The sequence below is a fragment of the Micromonospora zhanjiangensis genome (genome assembly GCF_042650605.1).
GTDB classification, from domain to species: domain Bacteria; phylum Actinomycetota; class Actinomycetes; order Mycobacteriales; family Micromonosporaceae; genus Micromonospora_J; species Micromonospora_J zhanjiangensis.
Genome location: NZ_JBHSBN010000022.1, coordinates 55,368 through 79,112 on the forward strand (window position 1 = coordinate 55,368; position 23,745 = coordinate 79,112).

Annotated in this window: 19 protein-coding genes; 7 read left to right on the forward strand and 12 right to left on the reverse strand. The window is 72.6% G+C overall.

Annotation, left to right across the window (positions count from 1 at the left end; genetic code table 11):
- Positions 1-44: 44 nt before the first annotated feature.
- The 5 genes from ACFOX0_RS25380 to ACFOX0_RS25400 form a co-directional block, all read right to left on the reverse strand.
- Entirely contained in the window at positions 45-1,178 is a 1,134-nt protein-coding gene (locus ACFOX0_RS25380; protein WP_377550421.1) for a SigB/SigF/SigG family RNA polymerase sigma factor, read from the reverse strand.
- Between the two features lie 226 nt (positions 1,179-1,404).
- Positions 1,405-2,817 carry a hypothetical protein gene (locus ACFOX0_RS25385; protein ID WP_377550423.1) on the reverse strand — a complete coding sequence of 471 codons (1,413 nt, stop codon included), beginning with the start codon at positions 2,815-2,817 and terminating at the stop codon, positions 1,405-1,407.
- 189 nt (positions 2,818-3,006) lie between these two features.
- Positions 3,007-4,911: a peptidoglycan-binding protein gene (locus ACFOX0_RS25390; protein WP_377550425.1), complete on the reverse strand. Its 1,905-nt coding sequence runs from the start codon at positions 4,909-4,911 to the stop codon at positions 3,007-3,009.
- Positions 4,912-5,047: 136 nt separating this feature from the next.
- Positions 5,048-7,546: an ATP-binding protein gene (locus tag ACFOX0_RS25395; protein WP_377550427.1), complete on the reverse strand. Its 2,499-nt coding sequence runs from the start codon at positions 7,544-7,546 to the stop codon at positions 5,048-5,050.
- Positions 7,547-7,952: 406 nt separating this feature from the next.
- Positions 7,953-8,261 (reverse strand): hypothetical protein, encoded by a 309-nt coding sequence (locus tag ACFOX0_RS25400; protein WP_377550429.1) that lies wholly within the window; start codon positions 8,259-8,261, stop codon positions 7,953-7,955.
- A 217-nt stretch (positions 8,262-8,478) separates the two neighbouring features.
- Here ACFOX0_RS25400 and ACFOX0_RS25405 point away from each other — a divergent pair, with 217 nt between their 5' ends.
- The gene (locus ACFOX0_RS25405) at positions 8,479-8,700 is read left to right on the forward strand and encodes a winged helix-turn-helix domain-containing protein (RefSeq protein WP_377550431.1); all 222 of its coding nucleotides are present in this window, start codon (positions 8,479-8,481) and stop codon (positions 8,698-8,700) included.
- A gap of 70 nt (positions 8,701-8,770) precedes the next feature.
- Here ACFOX0_RS25405 and ACFOX0_RS25410 read toward each other — a convergent pair whose 3' ends face one another.
- Both ACFOX0_RS25410 and ACFOX0_RS25415 read right to left on the reverse strand, forming a co-directional pair.
- Positions 8,771-9,424, reverse strand: a complete 654-nt coding sequence (locus tag ACFOX0_RS25410; protein WP_377550433.1) for a class I SAM-dependent methyltransferase — start codon at positions 9,422-9,424, stop codon at positions 8,771-8,773.
- Positions 9,425-9,477: 53 nt separating this feature from the next.
- Positions 9,478-9,843, reverse strand: coding sequence for a MerR family transcriptional regulator (locus ACFOX0_RS25415; RefSeq protein ID WP_377550435.1), 366 nt, complete (start codon positions 9,841-9,843; stop codon positions 9,478-9,480).
- Positions 9,844-9,902: 59 nt separating this feature from the next.
- On the opposite strand from ACFOX0_RS25415, the gene ACFOX0_RS25420 reads away from it, so the two are divergent.
- The gene (locus ACFOX0_RS25420; protein ID WP_377550437.1) at positions 9,903-10,793 is read left to right on the forward strand and encodes an NAD(P)-dependent oxidoreductase; all 891 of its coding nucleotides are present in this window, start codon (positions 9,903-9,905) and stop codon (positions 10,791-10,793) included.
- 68 nt (positions 10,794-10,861) lie between these two features.
- Positions 10,862-11,239 (forward strand): VOC family protein, encoded by a 378-nt coding sequence (locus tag ACFOX0_RS25425; RefSeq protein WP_377550439.1) that lies wholly within the window; start codon positions 10,862-10,864, stop codon positions 11,237-11,239.
- Between the two features lie 25 nt (positions 11,240-11,264).
- On the opposite strand, the gene ACFOX0_RS25430 is transcribed toward ACFOX0_RS25425, so the two are convergent.
- Both ACFOX0_RS25430 and ACFOX0_RS25435 read right to left on the reverse strand, forming a co-directional pair.
- Positions 11,265-13,019 (reverse strand): thiamine pyrophosphate-binding protein, encoded by a 1,755-nt coding sequence (locus tag ACFOX0_RS25430; RefSeq protein ID WP_377550441.1) that lies wholly within the window; start codon positions 13,017-13,019, stop codon positions 11,265-11,267.
- Positions 13,012-14,136: a baeRF2 domain-containing protein gene (locus ACFOX0_RS25435; RefSeq protein WP_377550443.1), complete on the reverse strand. Its 1,125-nt coding sequence runs from the start codon at positions 14,134-14,136 to the stop codon at positions 13,012-13,014. Before ACFOX0_RS25435 ends, ACFOX0_RS25430 begins: the two co-directional genes overlap by 8 nt.
- A gap of 174 nt (positions 14,137-14,310) precedes the next feature.
- Here ACFOX0_RS25435 and ACFOX0_RS25440 point away from each other — a divergent pair, with 174 nt between their 5' ends.
- The 4 genes from ACFOX0_RS25440 (at position 14,311) to ACFOX0_RS25455 (ending at position 18,435) form a co-directional block, all read left to right on the forward strand.
- Positions 14,311-14,859, forward strand: a complete 549-nt coding sequence (locus ACFOX0_RS25440; protein WP_377550445.1) for a hypothetical protein — start codon at positions 14,311-14,313, stop codon at positions 14,857-14,859.
- A gap of 14 nt (positions 14,860-14,873) precedes the next feature.
- Positions 14,874-15,641: an alpha/beta fold hydrolase gene (locus tag ACFOX0_RS25445; protein WP_377550447.1), complete on the forward strand. Its 768-nt coding sequence runs from the start codon at positions 14,874-14,876 to the stop codon at positions 15,639-15,641.
- Between the two features lie 66 nt (positions 15,642-15,707).
- Positions 15,708-17,189 carry a glutamate--cysteine ligase gene (locus tag ACFOX0_RS25450; protein ID WP_377550449.1) on the forward strand — a complete coding sequence of 494 codons (1,482 nt, stop codon included), beginning with the start codon at positions 15,708-15,710 and terminating at the stop codon, positions 17,187-17,189.
- A 283-nt stretch (positions 17,190-17,472) separates the two neighbouring features.
- Positions 17,473-18,435 (forward strand): helix-turn-helix domain-containing protein, encoded by a 963-nt coding sequence (locus tag ACFOX0_RS25455; protein WP_377550451.1) that lies wholly within the window; start codon positions 17,473-17,475, stop codon positions 18,433-18,435.
- Between the two features lie 93 nt (positions 18,436-18,528).
- On the opposite strand, the gene ACFOX0_RS25460 is transcribed toward ACFOX0_RS25455, so the two are convergent.
- From ACFOX0_RS25460 to treY, 3 genes are all read right to left on the reverse strand, one after another.
- The gene (locus ACFOX0_RS25460; RefSeq protein WP_377550453.1) at positions 18,529-19,419 is read right to left on the reverse strand and encodes an acetyltransferase; all 891 of its coding nucleotides are present in this window, start codon (positions 19,417-19,419) and stop codon (positions 18,529-18,531) included.
- Between the two features lie 250 nt (positions 19,420-19,669).
- Positions 19,670-21,451, reverse strand: a complete 1,782-nt coding sequence (gene treZ / locus ACFOX0_RS25465; protein WP_377550455.1) for a malto-oligosyltrehalose trehalohydrolase — start codon at positions 21,449-21,451, stop codon at positions 19,670-19,672.
- Positions 21,448-23,745 carry a malto-oligosyltrehalose synthase gene (gene treY / locus ACFOX0_RS25470; RefSeq protein ID WP_377550457.1) on the reverse strand — a complete coding sequence of 766 codons (2,298 nt, stop codon included), beginning with the start codon at positions 23,743-23,745 and terminating at the stop codon, positions 21,448-21,450. Before treY ends, treZ begins: the two co-directional genes overlap by 4 nt.

Consider the following 23,745-nt stretch of genomic DNA (forward strand, 5'->3'; position numbering starts at 1 on the left):
GCTCAGTCGTGCGCCGCGGCCAGGCCCGGTCGGTGGTGGTCGGCTCAGTCGTGCGTCGCGGCCAGGCCCGCCGCCGCGAGCGACTGGCGCACCGCGGGCTGGGCCCGGGTCAGCCGCATCGGGATGCCGGCCCGGACGGCCACCTCGCGGCCGGCGATCAGCGCGGTGACCGCGCCGCCGTCGACCGTGCCGACCTCGGCCAGGTCGACCACCACCTGGGCGGGTCGACCGGTGGTGACCGCCTCCACGATGGCCCGGCGGACCTGCTCGCCGCCGGTGTGCTCCAGGTCGCCACCGACCTCCACCACGATCCGGTCGCCGGCGCGTTTCACCGCCACCCGCAGCCGGTGCGGGTCCGGTTCGGTGCCGCCGTTCTGCCACGGCGCGGGCGCGTCGGCGAGCATCGACTGGCGCAGCCAGGTCAGCGCCCGGGACAGCAGCCGGGACACGTGCATCTGCGAGATGCCGAACCGGGCGGCGATCTCGGCCTGGGTCTGGTTGCCGTAGAACCGCATCGCCAGGATCCGCCGCTCACGCCAGGGCAGGCGACCCAGCAGACCGCTGACGGTGACCCGGTCGTCGACCGACTCGAGTTCGTTGTCCGACTCGCCGACCAGGTCGCCGAACTCGGCCGAACTCTCCCCGCCGACCGGGGCGTTCAGCGACGCCGGGCTGTACCCGGCCGCCGATTCCAGCGCGGCGAGGATCTCCTCCTCCGGCGTCTCCAACCGGCGGGACAACTCCGCGACGCTCGGCGCGCGGGACAGTTCACTGGTCAGTGCGGCGGTCGCCTGGCCGACCTCGAGGATCAGGTCGCGCAACCGCCGGGGTACGTGCACCCCCCAGGTACGGTCCCGGAAGTGCCGTTTGATCTCCCCCACGATGGTGATGGCCGCGTACGCGGTGAACGAACCGCGTTCCGGGTCGTACCGGTCGACCGCGTTGACCAGGCCGAGCCGGGCGACCTGTTCGAGGTCCTCCAGCGGCTCGCCGCGGCCGCGGTAGCGGCGGGCCAGCCGGCCGGCGAACGGCAGCGCGAACCGCACCAGGTCGTCGCGTGCCTCCTGCCGGCGCTCGGGCGGCAGCCCCTCGATCCGGGCCGCGTACGCCAGCGCCGCGGCGTCGAGGTCCTCCAGCCCGCGTTCGGTCGGTGCCGGGGTGGAGATCTGTCCGTACATCCGCGCCTCCCTCGCCGAAGGTCCCCCGTCAGGCCGCGGAACCGGTCACTGGCGTCGTCGGACCGTGGACCGGGCCGGAAACGGGTCGATGACCGGAAAGATGACGGGCCAACAGCCACCGGCGTTAGACACCGTGCGATCAACCCATCACAGGCAGTCACGTTCCCGCTTCGTAGGTACTCAACCACGAGATGAGACTTTCTCGCGGCGGTTTGGCGGGGTGACCTCAGCAGATCAGCAGACCCTGCGGCAGGCCGCCGTCCCGCAATTCGGCCAGCACGTCCACCGCGCGCAACGGGGCCGGGGACGGCAGATCGTAGGGCTGACCGCGCAGCACCGCGGTCGCGTGACGGGTGGGCACCGGGGTGACGGGATACCCCCGGGCGGCCGTCCGGTCCACCATCCGGCGTCGCCGCCCGAACGACGCCACGGCGAGCCACTGCGGCAGGCCGGCCAGCGCCGGCGAGCGCAGCCCGGGCGGCTCCGGCAGCACGTCCACCGAACTGAACGGTTCGCTGCCGGCCAGCCACCATTCCACGCCGGCCACCGCGCGGGCGGTCGCGCTCTCGCACCAGTACGGCACCAGCCCGGCCCGGATCACCTGCGCCGGGTCGAGCAGCCGCCCGCACTCGACCACGCACCGGTCCCCGGTCTTGCCGGCCCGGCGCAGCCATCGCCGGTAGAGGTCGGCCACGGCCGCGCTCAACGCCGCCGGCCGCGGGTACAGCACCCGGTGCAACGGGCTGCCCACGCCCCGGGCCCAGTCCCGCAGGCCGGCCTCCAGGTCCGGCTCCACGGCGTACTCGCAGTGGCCGTCCGGCGCGTTGGCGCTCGGCGGGTCCCAGCGGCCGAGGTCGGCCCCGGCGGCCCGGAGCAGCCGGCCGATCGACGCGCCGTGCGGCAGGAAGTCACCCGGGTCGAGCCCGCTGGCCGGTCCGCCGACCTGGAAGCTGTGCCCCTCCCCCGGATCCAGCACCGGCCAGGTCCGGGCGTCCCGCAGCAGCAGCACCGGCGCACCCGGGACGATCCGGGTGCCGAGGAATCGCCGGTAGGCGTCCGGCAGGCGCCGCCACCGCACCGTCAACGCCACCGTCGAACCGCACAGCGCCCCGCGCGCCGCCGGGTCGTGCACCTGGCGTACCCGGACCCCGGGATCGGCGGCCAGCAGCGGCGCCACCACCCGGGACCCGTACGCCATGGCCGCGAGCGGGTCGTCCGCCGCCCCGCCGGGCCAGTCCACGGTGACCTCGAACCCGGCCGGCAGCCACGGCACCCCGAGGGCGGCGGCCAGATGAACGGCGGCCCCGTGCGGCGAGCCCAGAACCACGCCGGGGTAGCACCGGGCCGGATACTGGTCCACGACCCACCGGGCCACCCGGTCCGCGTCGAGGACGCCCACCTGCGCCCCCGGTACCGCGGCGCGGGCGGTCGCCCGTCTCAGCGCGACCCGCCGTACCACCTCCGGGGCGCCCGGGAAGCGGGCCAGCAACGGTCGTCGGCCGAGATCGGCGCAGTCCTCGCCGCGCAGCGCGCGGGACGCGGCGGCGACCAGCACCCGCCCGAGACTGTCCCGCGCCACCACCCGGTCCACCCCCACCGGTCCGGCCGCACCGCCACCGCACCGCCCCCGCGCCCCCAAACCCCCAACGGCCCTCCCTGCCCCACTCCCCCCAGCGCACCCCGCCTTCTCACCCCAACCACCCCTAAACGGACGATCCCCGCCCCGACCGTCGTCCCGCCCATCATGATCGTTAACGCCCCTGACGTTCGACACGCCGGGAAATCACCGGCGCAGCCGTTAACGATCACCAAGACCTCCGCGCCGAGCTCAGAACCGGCCGCGATTCAGCGCCTTTTGCAGGGCCGTGACGGTCGCGTAGCCCCAGACACCGTCCACCGCCAGCCCCGCACCGATCATGGCGTTGAGGTGGCGCTGCACGGCCTTGACGGTGTTCGCTCCCCAGAGTCCGTCGACCGCCAGCCCGGCGTTGCTCCAGGTGTTGAGATGGCGTTGGAGTGCCTTGATGGATCCCGGTCCCCACTGCCCGTCGACGGCCGCGCCGGTGACCCGCTGAAGCGCCCGTACCGTCGCCGGCCCGAAGCTCCCGTCGACCGCCAGCAGCGCGCCTTCGTCGAAGTACGCCTGGTACGCGGCCTCGGTATCGGGCCCCCACAGGCCGTCCGCCGACACCCCGAGTTGTCCCTGCAACCAGCGGACGCCGGTGTCGGTGCTGGGTCCCCAGATCCCGTCGACCGCCAGCGGCGGCGCGTACCCGAGCCGGTTCACCGATGTCTGCTGCGACGCGACCGAACGCACCGACGTCATGCCACCGGCGGACGTACCGCCGCCGTACCGGGCCAGGTACGCCGCCTCGGTGTTCGGCCCCCACAGCCCGTCCGCCGTGACGTTGAGCTGCCCCTGCACCCACTTGACCCCGGCATACGTCTTCGGGCCCCAGAGCCCGTCGACATCCAGCGCCGGGACATAACCGGCCTGGTTGACCGCCTTCTGCTGAGAGGCGACCGACCGTACGGAGGTCATGCCGGTGCCGTCGCCGCCGTTGCTGGGGTCGGTGTCGCTGATCGGCGGTACGGTGTCGGTCATCATGCCGTTCTGCACCCAGGTCCGCAGTTGCGAGCCGGGACAGTCGGTGGCGTTGCCGGGCAGTTGCCCGTGGTACGTCTTGGCGAGGGTCCGGCCGACGTGTTGGTTGGCCCGTTCGTAGAGGGCCCGGAGCGAACGCAGGGCGGCTGTCGTCACGTCACCGTCCGAGCCGATGAAGCAGGCGCCGATGTGGGTCACGTTGTGGCCGCTGGCGTGGGCGCCCTCCACATCCCAGCCGCGTCCCTCGTAGACCCGTCCAGCGGTGTCGACCAGGAAGTTGTAGCCGATGTCGGACCAGCCGTTGCTGTCCATGTGGTAGTTCTGGATCGCCCGCACCGTAGCCGTGGGCGGGCTCGCCGAGTGGTGGACGGTGAACCCGACCCGCTGGCCGGTGGCCACCCGGACGACCTCCCGGGGCGGCCGCGCTCCCCACCGCCATCGTGGAAGGATGGTCACCTCGGCGGACGGCGGCGACGGGGGCGGCTCGAGCTGGCCGCCCGTCACGTACGCGTAGAGCTTGTTCCCGGGACATTCGGTTGTGGCCACGTCCCGGTGGCCCTTGATCTGCGGGCCGGCGGAACCGTTCTGCCGCAGGTAGCCCACGAGATCACGGATGGCCCGGACCATCGCGGCACTGGGTACGTCGTCCCCCCAGTCGCCGGGCAGGATGCTCGTACCGATCATTCCCATGACGGCGTAGTAGTTCTGGTTCGCGCCGGGCGTCTCCGTGTCGTTGGCACCCGACCGGACGGACATGCCGCGCCCCTCGAAGATGAAGCCGTGCTGGCAGACCACGAAGTTGTACGCGATGTCGGTCCAGCCCCCCTCGAATCCCTCGAGTTGGACGTCACGCAACTGCTGGTAGCAGTCCGCGTGATTGGCGGCCGGGTCCCAGGTGTCGGTCTGGCCCTTGTGGTGCACGATCACTCCGCCGACCCACGGTGTCCACGAGTACTTCGTCAGGTCCTCCCGCGCCGGCAGGGCGAGCCAGTGCGAACGGGGAATGATGTCGACCACCGCCGCCGCCCGGGCTGACGAGCCGGGACGGATCGCGGGTACGGCCAGCGCGGACACGGCTGCGGTGCCACCGATGAGCAGTTGTCGCCGACTGATCGGCACCTCGGTCATGGTCAGTCCCCTCCGTCACCCGAGGTCATGGCGATGTTCGGGCATACCTCGATTAGAGGTACCGGCGGTGGACCGGTGGAAGGCGCCGTCTGTTCGGGCCTGTACGAATTCGTTCAACAGCGTTTCGGCCACTCACCTACCGGCCGAGATCCGCTCGGACCTCCGACGCCTCGGCCAGCGCTCGCTGTTTCGCCGCGTGGTCACCCATTTCGCCCGCCGCGACCGCCGCGGCGTCCAGGCCCAGGGCCAGCCAGTGCCAGGAACCGATCCGCCGCCAGATCGCCGCCGCCGAGCACGCGCGGGCATAGGCCAGCCGGGGACGGCCGGCGGCGAGTTGCGCATGGGCGAGGTGGTAGAGCACGCACGCCTCGCCCCACCGGTTGGCGTACTCCCGATAGGTGCCGAGGCATTCCGCGAGCAGGCGCCGCCCACGTCCGGCGTGCCCCTGCCGGACCAGCACGTCACCCAGCCAGCACAGGGAATGATTGGCTGCGAGCCGGTCGCCGATACCGGTGCTGATCTCGGCGGCGCGTTCGAAGAAATCCGCGGCGAGGTCATAGTCGCCACGCGCGCGGTACACCAGACCCAGTCCGCGCAACACCTGCGATTCACCGGGCTGGTAGCCCGCGGCGCGGCTGAGTTCGAGGCACCCGCGAAACCGGTACTCGGCCTCGGCCAGGTCGCCGCGTTCGAGGTGGACCACGGCACTGCCGTTGATGGCGTAGACGAGGCCGTTGCGGTTGCCGGCCGAACGGGCGAGCATCCGCGCCCTTTCGAAATAGGTGAGCGCCACGTCGTAGCGACCGATGAGCCGGTTGACGTAGGCCAGGCCCGCCGTCGCACTGGTGATGTATTCAAGGTCGTCGGTCGAGCCGTAGGCGAGGGCGCTCTCGAAATGCCCGATGGCCTCCGGGTACCGGTCGACGATGGTCGCCAGTTCACCGAGCGAACGGTGCAGCTTCGCGGCCGTGCGCAGGTCTCCGAGCGCGAGCACGCGCGTCAACGCATGACCCTGCACCCGCTGCCAGTCGTCGAAGAAACATCGGATCTGCAGGAACGTTGTCATCGACACGGCCAGACAGCCGGCCAGCGTCGCGGCCCGCCCGACCAGTACCCGGTCCGCGATGGACATGAGAAACCGGTGCTCGGCGTCGAACCAGGCCAACGGATCGCGCAGGAGCGGTTCGACGACCTCGTCCGGCAGCGTCCAGTGTGCCTCCCGGTGGTCGCTGATGCCCTGAAAGTCAGCGCTGAGCCGATGGTCCGCGTTCCACGCGATCTGCAGGCTCGCCCCCAGTAGCCGCCGCAGCGCGTCGTCCCGGTCGCCCGGGTCGTCGTCGCGCAGCGCCAGCTCGTGTGCGTACAGCGCGACCAGGTCGTGCATCCGGTAACGAAGCCCACTGCCGTTCATGGTGTACGGCTCGATCAGGTGCACCTCCAGCAGCTGGTCGAGCAGGTCCTCCGTCTCGGCCGGGGAGATGTCGAGCAGGGCGGTGAGCGCCCACGGCGCGAAGTCGGTGGTCACGCACATGCCGAGAACTCGCAGAGCGGACCGCGCCGGCGGGGTGAGCATGCAGTAGGACAGATCGACGCTGGCGCGTACCGCGACGTCTCCGACGGTCAGTTCGTCGAGCTTGCGCCGCTCGTCCGCCAGCGCCTCCGCCATCGCCTGAAGCGACAGGTGCGGCCGGGCGGCCAGCCGCGCGCCCGCGACCCAGACCGCCAACGGGAGCCGGCCGCACTCCTCGACGATGTTCTCGGCGGACGCCTGGTCGGTCCGGGTGCGTTCCGCACCGGCCATGTCGCTCAGCAGCGTCACCGCCTCCTGGGTGGTCAGGTTGCCCAGCGGCAGGCGCGTCCCGTCCAGGTCGGCAAGGCTGGCCCGACTGGTCACGACGGCGGCGCACCCGGCGCCGCTCGGCAGCAACTGGCGGACCTGCTTGGCATCTGCCGCGTTGTCGAGGACCACCAGTACCCGCCGCCGGGCGAGCAGGGTGCGATAGAGATGCACCCGGCTGATCGTTTCCGGAGGGATGTCACTGCTGCGCACCCCCATCGCGCGCAGAAACAGTCCGAGTACAACCCCGGGGTTCGCCGGGTCGAGGCCGGCACCGCCGAGATCGACGTACAGTTGGCCGTCGGGAAAGTCCGGCACGAGTTGGTGCCCGATCTGGACCGCGAACGTCGTCTTGCCGATCCCGGCAGCGCCGATCAGGACGAGAGTCGCCGGCTGCCGGGTGACATCGCACAGCGCCTGTCGCGCCGCGGCCAGCTCATCCCGACGGCCGACGAAGCGCGGCTGGCCCGGTGGCAGCAGGCAGGGCGCTCCGGGTGCGTTCTCCCGGTTCGACGCCGCGCTCGCAATGCGACGACGCGCGTGGACCCAGCGCGCGACACCTTCTGCCGACTCGCCGAAGGCGCCCATCAACGCGGTCAGAAGATCGATGTGCGGCAGCGAGTCACGGGTCAGGGCACTGGCGACGGTGCTGGCCGGAAGGCTGTCGCCGCGGGCTCTGGCCCGGCGCTCCAGGTCCCGATAGGACAGTCCGGACCAGACCTTGAACTGACGTAGGCACTCGACGAACTCGCTGGGCGTGGCTGCTCCGCTCGGATCCGGCGCATCCCGATCCCGCATGGGCCGACCTTACCGCGCCCACCGACTTCGTACAGCTTCGTACAGCCGTCCGATATCCGATCTGGTTGATGTCGGAATCGGCCCCAGGTTGCCGCCGACGGCCACCGGCCCGGCCGCACCGCCACCGCACCGCCCCCGCGCCCCAAAACCCCAACGGCCCTCCCTGCCCCACTCCCCCCAGCGCACCCCGCCTTCTCACCCCAACCACCCCTAAACGGACGATCCCCCACCCCGGTCGCCATCCCGCCCATCATGATCGTTAACGTCCCTGACGTTCGACACGCCAGGAAATCACCGGCCCAAGACCTCCGCGCCGAGGGTCACGAGTGGCGAGGCATGGTGCGGGGCGGGGATGCGGGGCATGGGGCGTGGGAGGGCGGAAGGTGGGAGGGCGGGGCGGGCCGCGTCAGGCGGCCTGGGGGAGATCGGCGGCAGGCCCGCCGATCAGGCGGCGAAGCAGCGGTACGAGCTTGACGGCCTGGGCCAGGTCGATCGGCCACCGCTCGACGTCATCACCGACGGAGAGTTCCAGCAGCACGCCGGTGCGCTCGGTTGGACCGACGTCCATGCGCCACAGGCCGGCACCGATCTGGAACACTTCGTCGCCGCCCGGTGCAGCGCTGACCAGTGCGGACAGGTGCAGACCGCCGGACGAGGCGCATTCCGGGCCACGCAGGCACCAGGGTGGGTGAGCAGGGTTGGGTATGTTGTTCATGGGCCGGGTCCTTTCCGGTCAAGGCCCGGGGGTACGGAGGTCGCATCTCCACCCCGGGCCGCCTCAAATTCTCATGTCCGACCAGCTCCATCGATGTCACCCGGCGGAGCGGCCCGATCCCCTCAACCTATGACCTTAGGGCACTTCTGGTCAATGGCTACTTGAGGTAGGGGGTGGGGCCATGATCTGATTGGCGGGCCACCCAAGGGAGCCGCTCATGCCGTACGAAGCCGCCTACGAACGCATCGCCCGCGAGTTGCGCGACCGCATCGTCAGCGGGCAACTGAAACCCGGTGACCGGTTGCCGTCGCTCAGTCAACTCAAGGCGGAGTACGGCGTCTCCGACACGGTCATCCGCAACGTCATGCTGATCCTCAAGACCGAGGGCCTGACCGAGGGTCGCGCCGGATCGGGCGTGTTCGTCCGCGATCGGGACTGAGCACTGAGGACCGACCCGTGACCGCGTCATTGTCGCCAGGTGGGGCGAGACGGTGAAAAGGTGCCCCGGGTCAGATAAAGCTGAACATCCGGGTGCCGGGCGGCACCGGCGGGACAGGAACAGGTTGGGCTGTGAGCCGGTGCATGCCTACCCGGAACTTGGCGTCGGCGGGGCTGGTGAAGGACATCTCGCTGAAGCCGTGTTCGGCGAAGCAGGTCCGGACGTCGTGGCTGGGGTCGCGGCCGTCGTCGGTGCGTCCCCGCGTCCAGATAACAATGCCGTCCGCGAGGAGCAGGGCGCGCAGCATGGCGATGGTCCGGCGTACGTCGTCGAACGTGATGTTCCCGAAGACGCCGCACGCCAGCACCACATGCGCGGGATGGACGCCCGAGTAGGTGTCGGTCGCTCCGGCGTCCGCCGTTCGCACCTCCACCCCGGGCAGGCCCAGAGTCGCGGCTGCCATACGAGCGCGCTGTGACAGCGTCGGGTCCACCTCGATGAGCAGGGCCTGCACACTGCGGCCGCCGTCATGTTCGGCGAGCACCGGCAGCACGTCGCGTCCGTCACCAGCGCACATGCTGATCAGCCGCCGAACGTCATGCGCATCGTGCGGCCCCTCGGTCAATGCCCACCGAAGTTCATGCTGGACGACGTGCAGCCGCCGCGCCAACGACGAGTGTGGCGATTCGTAGTCCTGGTGCCACCTGAGCCAGTCCTTGGTCACAGCGGCATTCAACCAGCAACCTACCGCTGAACACCGCTCAGCTCCGTCCGCGATCAGGATTGGGGACCGGCGCCGCCGGCGGTGAGGATGCGGTCCAGGATCGCCCGGGATGCGGCGAGCTGGTCGATGGACCGGGTGATCCGGTCGCGCTCGTCGGCGAGGGCGTCCAGCAGCTCGGGGCAGGTCGGCGCGAGCACGGTCACGTCGTCCGGGATGCAGGGCAGGATCTCGGCGATGGCGGCGGTGTTCAGGCCGGCGGACAGCAACAACCGGATGTGCCCGACGGCCCGCACGGCCCGCTGGTCGTAGTGGCGGTAGCCGCTCGACGAGCGGTCCGGCCGCAGCAGCCCCTGCTCCTCGTAGTAGCGCAACGCCCGCGGCGTGCTGCCGGTCCGCCGGGCGAGTTCACTGATCCGCACGGACGCAGCAGATCAGAGCTTGACCTTCACGTCAACGTGAAGGTTTAGCGTCGATCACCATGACGGACGACAACACGATAAGCATTCTCGGCCTGGGGCCGATGGGCCGGGCACTCGCCACCGCGGCACTCGCCGCGGGCCATCCGACGGTGGTCTGGAACCGTACGCCGGACCGGGCCGCGCCCCTGGTCGAGCGGGGCGCGGTGCTGGCGCCCACCGCGGCCGACGCGCTCGGGCGGGCGCCGGTGACGGTCTGCTGCCTGCTGGACCACGACGCGGTCCGGGCCGCGCTGGCCGACGTCCCCGACGGGTCGGACGGCACGCTGGTGAACCTCAGCAGCGGCCATGCCGGCGCCGCCCGGGAGACGCGGGCCTGGGCGGACCGGCGCGGCCTGCGGTATCTGGACGGCGCGATCCTGACCCCGGCGCCGACCATCGGCACGCCCGCCGCGACCATCCTGTACAGCGGCCCGCGCGCCACCTTCGAGCGGCACCGGCCGGCCCTGGCCGCGTTCGGCGGGACCGCCCTGCACCTGGGCGAGGAGATCGGCACGGCGGCGGCGTACGAGATGGCGCTGCTGGACCTGTTCACCATGTCGGTGGGCGGCCTGACCCACGCGTTCGCGCTGGCCGCCGCCGAAGGCATTCCACCCGCGTCGTTCGCCCGCTTCGCGGCGGGCATCGGGACACTCCTGACGGACATGACCGGCCGTGTCGCCGGGCAGCTCGCCGCGGACGACTTCTCCAGCCCGGTCAACACCATCGCGTCGGCCGGCTCCGCGATCGCCCACGTCCGGGCGGCCGCCGCCGCGCACGGCCTCGACGACGAGCCGCTGGGCGCGGTCGGCCGGATCGTCGACCGGGCGGTCGCCGCCGGTCACGGCGCCGACGGGTACGCCCGGCTGGCCCGCTTCCTGGCCGACACCAGATCGGTGCCGGCGTCCACCTGACCGGCCCGAGCGGGCTCGACCCCGGCTCCCACCCGACCCGGACGGTCCGGCGCGCCTAGGATCGGGCGATGTTCGCTGACCTGCAGTGCGTCGTGCTGGACTGCGCCGACCCGGCCGAACTCGCCGCGTTCTACCACGCGCTGCTCGGCGGGACGGTCGACCAACCGGACCGGCGCTGGGCCATCAGCGACGGCTGGTCGACGTTGCACGCGCCGTCCGGCCTCGTCCTGGCCTTCCAGCGGGTGCTCGTCTACCGGCCGCCGACCTGGCCCGATCCGACCCGGCCCCAGCAGTTCCACCTGGACTTCGGCGTACCGGATCTGGACGCCGCCCACGAGCGGGTGGTGGCCCTCGGCGCCACGCTGCTGGACCAGGGACCGGCCGGCCGTGGGTGGCGCGTCTACGCCGACCCGGCCGGTCACCCGTTCTGCCTGGTCCGACACTGAGGGATGGCCCGGCTGGCCCGGCCACTCAGGTCAGGTCCTGGACCGCGGCGCGCAGTTGCCGGTCGCGGGCCCGGGCCCGGTCCTCCCCGTCGGCGAACAGGCCGCGCAGGTCGGCGAACGGCTCCTCGGGCGGGCGCAGCGGCACCGCCGGGTCGACCACCGCCTCGACGACGGTCGGCCGGTCGGCGGCGAGGGCCTCGTCCCAGGCCGGACCGACCAGCTCCGGGCGGTCCACCCGTACGCCGTGCAGGCCCAACAGGCGGGCCCAACCGGCGTACGGCACGTCCGGTTGCGGGGTCGGATCGGACCAGGACGGCTCACCGTCCTGCCGACCGGCCCGGTCCCGGTTGTTCAGCACCAGGATCACGAACCGGGGGTCCGGCCATCCGGGCCACCGGCTGGCGAGGGTGACCAGCTCGCCCAGGCCGTTCATCTGCATCGCCCCGTCGCCGGTCAGCGCGATCACCGGCCGGTCCGGCGCGGCCAGTTTCGCAGCCACCCCGTACGGCAGGGCGCAGCCCATCGAGGCCAGCGTCCCGCACAGGTGGACCGGAACGTTCGGTGGCAGTTGCAGGTGCCGGGCGTACCAGTAGGTCACCGACCCGACGTCGACCGCGACCGACGCGGTCGACGGCAGCCGGCCGGACAGTTCGTGCACGACCAGTTGCGGGTTCACCGGGTCGGCCGGTGCCGCGGCTCTGGCGTACGCCTCCTCCCGCCAGCGGTCCACGGACAGCTCCACCCGGTCGCGCCACTCCCGGTTGGCCCGCTGCGGGATCCGCGGCAGCAGCGCGCGCAGCGTCTCCGCGGCGTCACCCACCAGCGGTACGGTGACCGGGTACCGGCTGCCCAGCCGCCGCCCGTCGATGTCGATCTGGATCACGTGGGCCTGCCCGGGCAGCGGGTAGTAGTCGGTCCACGGGTCGCTGGTGCCGACCAGCAGCAGGGTGTCGCAGCCGGCCAGCAGTTCGGCGCTGGCGTTGCTGCCGACCTGACCCAGCACACCCGTGTGGAACGGTAGCCGCTCGTCCAGCACCGGCTTGCCGAGCAGGGAGGTGGCCACGCCGGCGCCGACCCGGTCGGCCAGCGCGACGATCTCGTCGGCGGCGCCGTAGCCGCCCTGTCCGACCAGGACGGCGACCCGGTGCCCGCCGGACAGCAGGTGTGCGGCGGCGTTCAGGTCGGCCTCGTGCGGCAGCACCCGGGCCGGCGGCAATCCCGGCGCCAGCACCGAGGCGCGCCCGGACGGCCCGAACACGTCGGACACGGCGGCGGTCTGCAGGTGCTCCGGCACCACCACGCAGGTGGGGCTGCGGGTGGCCACCGCGGCCCGGAAGGCCAGGTCCAGCAGCTGCGGCACCTCGGCCGCGGTGGCGGCGGTCCGGACGAACTGGGCGCACGCGTCGCCGAACAGCCGACCCGGTTCCATGTCCTGCCGGTACGCGTCGCCCAGCGGTGATCCGGTCTGCCCGACGATCGCCACCACGGGTTTTCCGTCCAGCTTGGCGTCGTACAGGCCGGTCAGCAGGTGCAACGCGCCCGGGCCGTGGCCCGCCAGGCACACGCCGATCCCGCCGGCGTACTTGGCGTGGCCGGTGGCCATGAAACCGGCCGCCTCCTCGTGCCGGACCCGGACGAAGTCCGGGTCACCGCCGGCCCGACCCAGCGCGGCCACGACGCCGGCCACCCCCTCGCCGGGATAGCCGAAGACGCGTGGCACGTGCCAGGCCCGCAGCCGTTCCACCATCAGGTCGGCGACCAGCCGGACCGGCTCAACCATGGGTTCCGCCCGGGGTGCCCTGGTCCACGTAGCGCAGCACCGCGCCCACCCCGTCGGTCAGGTCGGGTGCCTCGTCCCGGCCTAGGACGGTGACCTCGGCGCCGGTGCCGACCAGGGCCCGGACCAGGGCCGCGTCGGCGCGGACGTGCTGCGGCCGGGTCACCGCCAGCTCGGTGAGCTGTCCCGGGTCGGTGGCGATCTCGGTCGGGTCCGGCCCGATCCAGAGCCGCTCGACCGACGAGGGGTCGTCCACGATGAGCATCGTGTCGACCTGGTTGCGCTGCAACGCGGCGACCACGGCCGGCAGGCCGGCGCCCACGTCCCGTTGGGCTCCGAACCGGTCCAGCGAGGTCTCCACGTGCTGGTTGGCCACCTCGGCGATGGCCTGGACGGTGACGTCGTCCAGCGCCTCGGTCTTGGCCCCCCAGGCCCGGGAGCCGGCGTCGATCTGCACCACCCGGTCCTGCCAGCGTTCCGGCAGTTGGGCCGCGAGCATGGAGCGGGCCTGCGGGTCGCCCGCGACGACCACCACCTCGGCGCCGACCCGGTCGGCCAGGTCGGCCGTGGCGGCGGCGCTGTCGTCGGCGTTGCGCTTCCAGGAGGTCATCGCCTCGCGCTGGAACCGGGCCTGGGCCCAGCCGCCGGCCCGGACTCGGGTGATCGGGTACCGGCTGCCGCCCTCCACCTGGGCCTTGCGGGGCACCTCACCGACGCAGACGCTGTCCAGGTCGGCGCCGGTCCGGCTGGCCAGCACCCGCACCCACGGGATCTGCTCCCCGCGCTGTGCGACCAGCGGCATGGCGTGCGGGATGGGCCCGTGCGCGGCGAGGTCGCGGCGCGGTGGCGCGCTCAGGTACTCGGTGTGCACCACCCGGCCGCCGGTGGCGAACGCGGCGAGTCCGTAGTCACCGACGCCGGGTTCGTGCCTCCGTACGACGTCGTCCAGCGCCGCGACGGTGTCCGGCTCGGTCCGCTGGTGTTCCAGCTCTTCCCGCAGTGCCCGCCAGCGCAGGTCCACCGCGGCGGCGGCGTCCTCGGTGTCCCGGGACGCGTCGAGATACACGGAGGCCCACGGCCCTGGCCGGGCGTACAGCGGGCGAAGATCGGACAGCTGCATGGTCGACCCCTCCCTCGTCTCGTCCCGCGCATACCCGGGCTGGTGGTCATGTCACCTGGGCCGCCGGGCCGCCGGCCGACTGCGGCGAAAATCGTGAAACCCGTTCACTCACGTCGGCGATCGACCAAACTCGATACACTCCGTATCTGGTCAGTGGACGCACGGTGGTGAAAGATGGGTCGACAGACGTATCCGGAACAACTGTCCCAACGCGCCGCGCCGGTCATCACCGGCCACGTGGTCCGGCTGATGGAGGGATACTCCCGCGAGATCAAGGTGGGCCAACCGGTGCTGGTCGCGGTGCTCACCGCCGCCGCCGTCGGTCGGCTGCTCGGCGCCCTGGTCGCCTCGGTGCTGCGGTTCGGCGGCTCGTCCGGCGGGGCGCGCCGGAAGTTCAAGGAGCTGCGCAAGGGGCCGGAGTTCCTGGTGACCCCGCTGCGGCTGCGGATCCGCGACAACCTGCTCTGCGAGGTGGAGATCCACGGGCACCTGCCGCAGACGGCACTGGAACCGCACGACCATGTCCAGGTCACCCTGCGCCGACAGAAGGACGGACTGGCCCCCAGGGTCGAGCGGATCGTCAACCTCACTACCGGGCAACTGCTCACCCCACGTACGCCGACCCTGTGGTCGCACCTGGGCCCCGCGCTGGTCCTGCAGGCGATGGTGGGCCTGACCCTGATCGGGCTGCTCTGCGCCTGGCTGTTCACCCGCGGCGGCTGACCGACCGTTCACCGTTGGCGCATCCGCGTACCCACGCCACCTGGCACCGGGTGGCGCCACCGCTGGCCGAGCGGCACACCGTGGTCTGCCCGGACCTGCGCGGCTACGGCGGCTCGTCGAAGCCGCCGAGCACCCCGGACCACGCCCCGTACTCGAAACGGGCGATGGCGACGGACGTGGTCCGGCTGATGCGGACCCTCGGTCACGAGCGGTTCGCCGTGGTCGGCCACGACCGGGGCGCGTACGTGGCGACCCGGACCGCGCTGGACCACCCGGCGGCGGTGAGCCGGCTGGCCGTCCTCGACTCGGTGCCGATCGGTGCGGCACTGGCCCGCGCCGACGCCCGGTTCGCCGCGCTGTGGTGGCACTGGTTCTTCCTCGGCCAGACCGCGAAACCCGCCGAGCGGGTGATCAACGCCGACCCGGACGCCTGGTACGGCGGCGATCCCGAGGCGATGGGTCGGGAGGCGTACGAGGACTACCGGGCGGCCATCCACGACCCGGCCACCGTGCACGCGATGTGCGAGGACTACCGGGCCGGCCTGGGCCCGGACCGGGCCGCGGACGACGCCGACCGGGCCGCCGGCCGGCGGATCTCCTGCCCGCTGCTGTTCCTCTGGGCCACCGGGGACGACATGGTGGACCTGTACAGCGATCCGGTCGCCGTCTGGCGCGAGTGGGCGGACGACGTCCGGGCCGGCGCCCTGGAGTGCGGGCACCACATGTCCGAGGAGGCGCCCGACCGGCTCGCCGCCGAACTCGCCACGTTCCTCGCCGACTGACGCCGCTCGTTGCTTCCCGCTGTTCGCCGTGCGAGGTTTGAGCCCTCCGTAGCAGAGAGGTGACCGATGGGCGAGGACGTCACGAGTCGTACGTTCACCCGCGAGGACCGGGCCCGCTACCGCGACAAGGTGCGGCGGTGCCTGGACGTGTTCGCCGCGATGCTGCGCGAGTCACGGTTCGACGTCGAGCGCCCGATGACCGGGCTGGAAATCGAACTCAACCTGGTGGACGGGGACTGGCAACCGGCGATGCGCAACGCGGACGTGCTGGCCGCCATCGCCGACCCGCACTTCCAGACCGAACTCGGGCAGTTCAACGTGGAGATCAACGTGCCGCCCCGGCGACTGGGCGGCGGCGGCACCGCGGCCTACGAGGAGCACGTACGGGCCAGCCTCAACGCCGCCGAGGAGAAGGCCCGGACGCGCGGCGCGCACATGGTCATGATCGGCATCCTGCCCACCCTGCGGGCCGGTCACCTGACCGCCGAGACGCTGTCGGCCAACCCGCGCTACGCGCTGCTCAACGAGCAGATCTTCGCCGCCCGCGGCGAGGATCTGCACCTGCGGATCAGCGGCGTGGAACGGCTGGCCACCACCGCGGACACCATCACCCCGGAGGCCGCCTGCACCAGCACCCAGTTCCACCTGCAGGTCGGACCGGCCCAGTTCGCCGCCTACTGGAACGCCGCCCAGGCCGTCGCCGGGGTGCAGGTGGCGCTGGGCGCCAACGCGCCGTTCCTGTTCGGCCGTCAGCTCTGGGCCGAGACCCGGATACCGCTGTTCGAGCAGGCCACCGACACCCGACCGGAGGAGCTCAAGGCGCAGGGCGTACGCCCCCGGGTATGGTTCGGCGAGCGGTGGATCACCTCGGTCTTCGACCTGTTCGAGGAGAACGTCCGGTACTTCCCCGCGCTGCTGCCGGTCTGCGACGACGACGACCCGGCCGAGGTGCTGGCCCGCGGTGACACGCCGACGCTGTCCGAGCTGCGGTTGCACAACGGCACCGTCTACCGGTGGAACCGGCCGGTGTACGACGTGGTCCGCGAACGCCCGCACCTGCGGGTGGAGAACCGGGTGCTGCCGGCCGGCCCGACCGTGCTGGACACCATCGCCAACGGCGCCTTCTACTTCGGACTGGTCCGGGCGCTGGCCGAGTCCGACCGGCCACTGTGGTCGCAGATGTCGTTCAGCGCCGCCGAGGAGAACTTCCACGCCTGCGCCCGGCAGGGCATCGCCGCGCAGGTCTTCTGGCCGTCGCTGGGCTACCTGCCGGTGACCGAGCTGGTGCTGCGAAGGTTGCTGCCGCTGGCCCACGACGGCCTCGACCGGTGGGGCGTGGACGCCGCCGAACGGGACCGGCTGCTCGGCGTCATCGAACAGCGCTGCCTCACCGGCCGCAACGGCGCCAGCTGGCAGGTCGAGACCCTGCACCGGTTGGAGGAGGACGACAACCTGGACCGGGCCGCGGCGCTGCGCGAGGTGGTGCACCGGTACATCCCGCTGATGCACAGCAACCAACCGGTGCACGAATGGCCGGTCGCCGGTTGACCGACCGTGATCCGGCCCTGGCGTTACTCGGTATCCTCGATGCTGGCCAACGGGCGGCGGCCGCACGGTCCTGTTCGAGACTGTTCGGAACGGGCTGAACCGGTTGCCCACGGCGGCCGCCGCCGGCGAGCATTGCCGGAGGACCACCATTCCTTCCGGACGGACGCGCCAGCGGCTCACATCGCCGGACAATGGCCGCCACGCGTCCCGTCATCACCGCAACGACCGAGGAGAACAGGATGCAGCAGGCACCGGCCCCGGTTCACCGCCCGGCAGTCTGAGCATGTACACCGAGTTCCGGACGGAGGTTCTCCCGCCCGCCGATCGCCTGGCGGCCTGGCAGCAGGTGACCGCCGAACTCCTGCCGACCACCGTTACCACCATGCATGAGGACGACTTCCTGGCAGCGGTACGGACGGTGGCTCTCGATGACGTCCGGGTGTCCGTGCTGGATCTGCCGTCGCACGAGGTCTACCGGTCACCGAGGCAGATCCGCCAGCACGACCCGGACCAGGTGATGGCGTGGTTCGGTCTCGGCTCGACCCTCGACCTGGACGTCACGGACCGCGCCTGCAGCATCCACAAGGGAAACTACCTTCTCTACAGCAGCTCGCGGCCGTTCCGCACCCTCCACGGCCGGGGCGCGCGCGGGTTGCTGCTCCAGGTTCCGGCAAGGATGCTTCCCTCGCCGAAGATCGCCGGAGCGTTGTTCAGCGCCGCGTTGCCGGGAGACGGACTCGGCGGGCTGCTCTCCCGTTACCTGATCGAGTTGGTCACGCACGCCGGCGGGTACCGGCCGGCCGACGCGAGCCGGCTGTCCACGGTCACCGTGGACCTCTTCACCGCCTTCCTCCACGGTCTTGATCCGGACGGCGCTCGGACGACCCCCGAGGCGCGCCAGAGGGTGCTGTGGCTCAGGGTCCACGACTACATCGAGCGGCGGCTCGGCGACCCGGACCTGTCGCCGAGGACGGTGGCGGCCGCGCACGCGATATCCGTTCGCACGCTGTACCACCTGTTCGAGAAGGAGAACCTGACCGTGGCCGACTGGATCCGCCGACGCCGGCTCGAACGCTGCCGGCAGGACCTGGCCGACCCACTGCTGAGCCACCGGACCATCCAGTCGATCGGATCCCGGTGGGGGCTCACCGACCCCGCCCACTTCAGCCGGGCCTTCCGCAAGGCGTACGCCACGTCCCCGACGGACTATCGCAAGCGATCCGTCGGGGGCGTTCCGGCGGGGTAGACCGTCGTCTGTGGACCGGGCCCCGGCCGCCGGGACCCCGGATCATCCGGGCATCCCGCACGGCCGGGAGGCGGTCCGGGTACCGAGCCGGTGCTAACCGGTCGCGGGGGCGAAGGTGATCCGGGAGCGCAACCGCCGGAACCCGGTGCGTTCCAGGTCGGCCACCACGGCCACCCGGTGGGCGTCCACGTCGGCCACCACCTCCCGGGCACCGCCCTCGGCCAGCACCCGTACCGCGTCGGCCAGCAGTTCACCGCGGGCGTCCTCGTCGAGCAGGCCGAGGTAGGCCAGCAGCGGGTAGCAGGCGTCCCCCGCCGTACCGGCCAGCCCGACCGGCTCGCCGCCGCGCAGCGCCACCCGCCAGTCCCCGGGCGGGCCGGTGAGCCAGGACAGCGGCTCGGTGGCCAGGTCCACGCCGCCGACCGCCAGCGCCACCTCGCGGCCGGTCAGCACCTCCGGGTCGGCGATCCGGGCGACGAGGGCGTTGATCTCCGCCGCGTCGGCGGCCGGGCGGATCGGGTACCGGCCGGCGGTCGCCGGCACGGGTTCGCCGGTCCAGGACAGGCGCAGCCGCTCGCCGCCCTCGACCAGGCCGGCGAGCCGGGCCGCCGCCATCGGCGGCTCGACCACCGCCCGTTCCTGCGGGCGGCGGCGCCAGTACGCCGGCATGGTGGCGTGGTACAGCTTCGGTCCGCCGAGCGCCTCGTGGGCGGCGCGCAGCAGCGCGGCGCCCGTCTCCGGCTCGGCGTCCAGGTCGAACCGTTCCAGCCACGGCTCGCCGACCGCGCCGGGTGGCAGGACCCAGGCGGCGCGGCCGACCACCCGGCCGGCGCGCAGCGCGACCCAGGTGTGCTCGGGCCGGTAGCCGCCGCTGGCGAGCCCGTCGGCGTAGCCGACCTTGCGCAGTTGCGGCAACGGGTCGGGCATCGATTCGAACAGCTTCTCCTCGCCCGCGACGAGCGGGCGGACGACCAGATCGGTCATGGGTGATCCTCCGGGGTGCCGGACGCTCCGGATCAGACCCGCGGGGACGCCGGAACGCGGGCGGAGCGCAGAACATCGGACATTGTTCTGACCTCCTTCCGGCTCGACGGCGTGCCGGAGAACTTACCCGCCCCCGGCAACCGGCCGCAACCCGCCGTGCGCCACCGACGCCGCGCGCCGGGCGACGCGGGCCAACGCCGCACACCCGCGACGCGGGCCAACGCCGCACACCGCGACGCGGGCCTGCCGCTCAGGCGTGCGTGACCACGACCGCCGACTCGGCGGGCAACTGGATGCCGTCCCGCATCACCGTCGCGCCGGGCGTGGTGGCCAGCAGCACCCGCCGGACCACCTCGGGCAGGGTGATCCGTTGCGGCCGGGCCGCCAGGTTGGCCGCCACCGTGCAACCGCCCCGGCCGACCACCACGAACTGGTCGCCGTACCGGACGTCGACCCGGTCCAGCCGGGGGTCGGACAGGTCGGGGTGGCTCTTGCGCAGCGCGATCAACCGGCGGTGGAAGTCCAGCGTCTCCCGGTGGCCGGGTTGGTCCAGCTCGGTCCAGTCCAGCCGGGACCGGGTGAACGTGGCCGGGTCCTGCGGGTCGGGTACGTCCGCCTCGGCCCAACCGTGCGTGGCGAACTCGCGACGCCGGCCGGTGGCCACCGCCGCGGCGAGTTCCGGCTCGGGGTGGCTGGTGAAGAACTGCCACGGGGTACGGGCGCCCCACTCCTGGCCCATGAACAGCATCGGGGTGAACGGCGCGGTGAACAGCAGCACCGCGCCGACCCGGAGCAGGCCGGGCGAGAGCGCGTCGGTGATCCGGTCGCCGACCGCGCGGTTGCCGATCTGGTCGTGGTTCTGCAGGTACGCCACGAACCGGTGACCCGGGACCGTCGAGGTGTCCACCGGCCGGCCGTGGCTGCGGCCACGGAAGCTGGACCAGGTGCCGGCGTGGAAGAACGCCCCGGTCAGCACGTCGGACAGGCACTGCAACGAGCCGAAGTCGGCGTAGTAGCCCTGCCGTTCCCCGGTCAGCAGGGTGTGCAGGGCGTGGTGCGCGTCGTCGTTCCACTGCGCGTGCAGCCCGTACCCGCCGGCGGACCGCTCGGTGATCAGGCGCGGGTCGTTCAGGTCCGACTCGGCGATCAGCGACAGCGGGCGGCCGAGGTGGGTGGAGAGGTTCTCCACCTCCATCGCCAGCTCCTCCAGCAGCGGGGTGGCCCGGTGGTCGACCAGGGCGTGCACCGCGTCCAGCCGCAGGCCGTCGACGTGGTAGTCGCGCAGCCACATCAGCACGCTGTCCAGGATGTAGCGGCGGACCTGGTCCGAGCCCGGCCCGTCCAGGTTGACCGAGCGGCCCCAGGTGTTGCTGCCCTCGGCCAGGTAGGGCCCGAGCATCGGAGCGTAGGCCCCGGAGGGCCCGAAATGGTTGTAGACGACGTCGAGGATCACCCCCAGCCCGCGGGCGTGGGCGGCGTCGACGAACCGCTTGAGCCCGTCCGGGCCGCCGTACGGCTCGTGCGGGGCGTACCAGCAGACGCCGTCGTAACCCCAGTTGTGCTCGCCGTTGAAGGCGTTCACCGGCAGCAGTTCGACCAGGTCGACGCCGAGGCCGACCAGGTGGTCGAGGCGCTCGATCGCCGAGTCGAAGGTGCCGCCCGGGGTGAAGGTGCCGACGTGCAGTTCGTAGAGCACGCTGCCGGGCAGTTGCCGGCCGGTCCAGCGCTGGTCGGACCAGGCGAACGCGGACTGGTCGTAGACCCGGCTCAGGCCGTGCACGCCGGCCGGCTGCCAGGCCGACCGGGGGTCCGGCAACGGGCGGTCGGCGTCGTCGAGCAGGAATCCGTAGTCGGTGCCGGGGCCGGCGTCGGGCACGTCGACCCGCCACCAGCCGTCGTCCGACCGGCGCATCGCCCGGTCCGACCCGACGACCGGGTCGGGGCTGGTGGTGGTCTCCCGCGTCCCGGTCGAGCCGCCCAGCCGGAGCCGGACCCGGCCCGCGGCGGGCGCCCACACGGAGAATTCGGTCATGGTGTCGCACCCGTTCCGTCGACGGGGACCAGCAGGGCCACCGGGTAGCGGTCGAGCAACCCGGCCAGCGGGATCCGCGTGCCACCGTAGACCCGGTCGGTGAACGCATCGCGTACCCGGTCGGCGCCGGGAAGTGACAGGACGGTGTCGCCCCAGCCGCCCCGCCGGGCCAGGCCGACCGGCAGCCGGGTCGCCACGGTCACCGCACCGCCGCGGTCGAACGCCACCACGTGGTCGGCCGCCCGGCCGTCGACCGGCACCGGACGGTAGCCGGTGAACAGCTCCGGCCGGTCCCGCCGCAGCCGCAGCGCCGTCGCCACCACGAGCAGCTTCGCCGCGCCGTCGGCGTCGACCGCCGGTCGCCAGCCACCGTCCAGCCGGTCCAGCAGCTCCCGCCGTACGGCGAAGTCGACCGGACGGCGGTTGTCCGGGTCCACCAGCGAGTTCTCCCACAGCTCGGTGCCCTGGTAGACGTCCGGGACGCCGGGCATGGTCAGCTGCACCAGCTTCTGCCCAAGCGCGTTCGACCAGCCGTACGGGGTGATCACGTCGACGAACTCGATGATCTTCCCGCGCAGCTCCGGGTCGTCGTAGCAGCGGTCCACCACGGCGTGCAGCGCGCGTTCGAATCCCTCGTCCGGGTCCGTCCAGCCGGTGGAGTCGCCGGCCTCCCGGGCCGCCTTCTCGACGTACCCGTGCAGCCGGTCCCGCTCGATCGGCCAGGCCCCGGCGACGGTCTGCCAGAGCAGGTGGGCGAAGGCGGGGTCGGGCAGCGGCGCCACGGCGGACCATTCGCCGACCGTCCGGGCCCACTCGCGCGGCAGTTCGGACAGGACGGCGAGCCGGGCCCGGACGTCCTCACCGCGCTTGGTGTCGTGGGTGGACAGGGTGGTCATCCCGGTGGGGTGCCGGGCCTGCCGGGCCGCCGCGGCCCGGTGGAACTCCGCGACCGGCAGGCCGAACCGGCCGGGACCACCGCCCACCTCGTTGAGCGCGACGAACCGGGTCCACCGGTAGTAGGCGGTGTCCTCGACCCCCTTGGCCATCACCGCGCCGGAGAACTGCGGGAACCGGCGGCCCAGCTCGTCCTCCGGGTCGCGCAGCCGGCGGGTGAGCCGGTCCAGCACCCCGATCAGCTCGGGTCGGCGCCGGCCGGCCTCGGCCCGGGCCCGGGCCAGGTGCCGCAGCCCGTCCGGCGGGTAGCTGCGGTAGACCGCGTAGTTCGCCGCCAGCTCGGCCAGCGCCGCGCTCACCTGCTCGCCGTCCTGCTCCGGGACCAGCCGGGTCAGCCGGGCCAGTTCGGCGGCGAGCAGACTGGTCGCGGCGGCCAGCTTGGTCTGGTGGGTCAGCTCCGGCCAGGACGTCTCCCGACCGGTGAGCCGGGTCTGCAGCGCGGTGAACTCGCCCTCGGCCGCCGGGTCGACGAACAGTCCGCACACCTGCGCCAGCGCGTCGTACCCGGTGGTCCCGTCCACCGGCCAGGCCGGCAGTTCCTCGCCGGGCTCCAGGATCTTCTCCACCAGCAGCCACGCGTCCGGCGCGGCCTCGCGCAGCCGGGCCAGGTAGCCGGCGGGGTCGCGCAGCCCGTCCGGGTGATCGACCCGGATCCCGTCGACCTCGCCCGCGGCGACCCAGCGCAGTACCTCGGCGTGCGTGGCGTCGAACACCGCCGGGTCCTCGACGCGCAGGCCGGCCAGGTCGGACACGGCGAAGAAGCGCCGGTAGTTGAGTTCCGCGTCGCCGCGCCGCCAGGAGATCAACTCGTACGGCTGCCGGTCGTGCACGGTCCGCGGGTCGTCGGCGGCGGTGCCCTCGGCGATCGGGAACCGGTGCTCGTGGTAGCGCAGTTCGCCGTCGACGATCTTCAGGTCGTCCAGCGCGTCCGGGGTGTCGGCGAGCACCGGGACGCGGATCCGTCCCCAGGTCCAGTCGATGTCGAACCAGTCGGCGTAGCGGGACTCCCGACCCCGGCGCAGCACGTCCCACCAGGCCGGGTTGGCCGCCGGGACGCGGACGCCGGCGTGGTTGGGCACGATGTCGACGACCAGGCCCAGACCGGCGTCCCGCAGCGCCGCGACGAGCCGGAGCCGGGCCGGTTCGCCGCCCAGTTCCGGGTTGACCGCCCGGTGGTCCACCACGTCGTAGCCGTGCTCGGAACCGGGCGTGGCGGTCAGCAGGGGTGCGCTGTAGAGGTGGCTGACGCCCAACGCGGCCAGGTAACCGGTCAGACCGGCGGTGGCGTCCAGGTCGAAGGCGGGACGTACCTGCACCCGGTAGGTGGCGCTGACCGGCAC

Bases quoted from the DNA above. Each gene is read 5' to 3' on its own strand.
- ACFOX0_RS25380 (WP_377550421.1), bottom strand. From the start codon at position 1,178: ATGTACGGACAGATCTCCACCCCGGCACCGACCGAACGCGGGCTGGAG.
- ACFOX0_RS25390 (WP_377550425.1), bottom strand. From the start codon at position 4,911: ATGACCGAGGTGCCGATCAGTCGGCGACAACTGCTCATCGGTGGCACC.
- ACFOX0_RS25395 (WP_377550427.1), bottom strand. From the start codon at position 7,546: ATGCGGGATCGGGATGCGCCGGATCCGAGCGGAGCAGCCACGCCCAGC.
- ACFOX0_RS25400 (WP_377550429.1), bottom strand. From the start codon at position 8,261: ATGAACAACATACCCAACCCTGCTCACCCACCCTGGTGCCTGCGTGGC.
- ACFOX0_RS25405 (WP_377550431.1), top strand. From the start codon at position 8,479: ATGCCGTACGAAGCCGCCTACGAACGCATCGCCCGCGAGTTGCGCGAC.
- ACFOX0_RS25420 (WP_377550437.1), top strand. From the start codon at position 9,903: ATGACGGACGACAACACGATAAGCATTCTCGGCCTGGGGCCGATGGGC.
- ACFOX0_RS25425 (WP_377550439.1), top strand. From the start codon at position 10,862: ATGTTCGCTGACCTGCAGTGCGTCGTGCTGGACTGCGCCGACCCGGCC.
- ACFOX0_RS25430 (WP_377550441.1), bottom strand. From the start codon at position 13,019: ATGGTTGAGCCGGTCCGGCTGGTCGCCGACCTGATGGTGGAACGGCTG.
- ACFOX0_RS25435 (WP_377550443.1), bottom strand. From the start codon at position 14,136: ATGCAGCTGTCCGATCTTCGCCCGCTGTACGCCCGGCCAGGGCCGTGG.
- ACFOX0_RS25440 (WP_377550445.1), top strand. From the start codon at position 14,311: ATGGGTCGACAGACGTATCCGGAACAACTGTCCCAACGCGCCGCGCCG.
- ACFOX0_RS25450 (WP_377550449.1), top strand. From the start codon at position 15,708: ATGGGCGAGGACGTCACGAGTCGTACGTTCACCCGCGAGGACCGGGCC.
- ACFOX0_RS25455 (WP_377550451.1), top strand. From the start codon at position 17,473: ATGTACACCGAGTTCCGGACGGAGGTTCTCCCGCCCGCCGATCGCCTG.
- ACFOX0_RS25460 (WP_377550453.1), bottom strand. From the start codon at position 19,419: ATGACCGATCTGGTCGTCCGCCCGCTCGTCGCGGGCGAGGAGAAGCTG.
- treZ (WP_377550455.1), bottom strand. From the start codon at position 21,451: ATGACCGAATTCTCCGTGTGGGCGCCCGCCGCGGGCCGGGTCCGGCTC.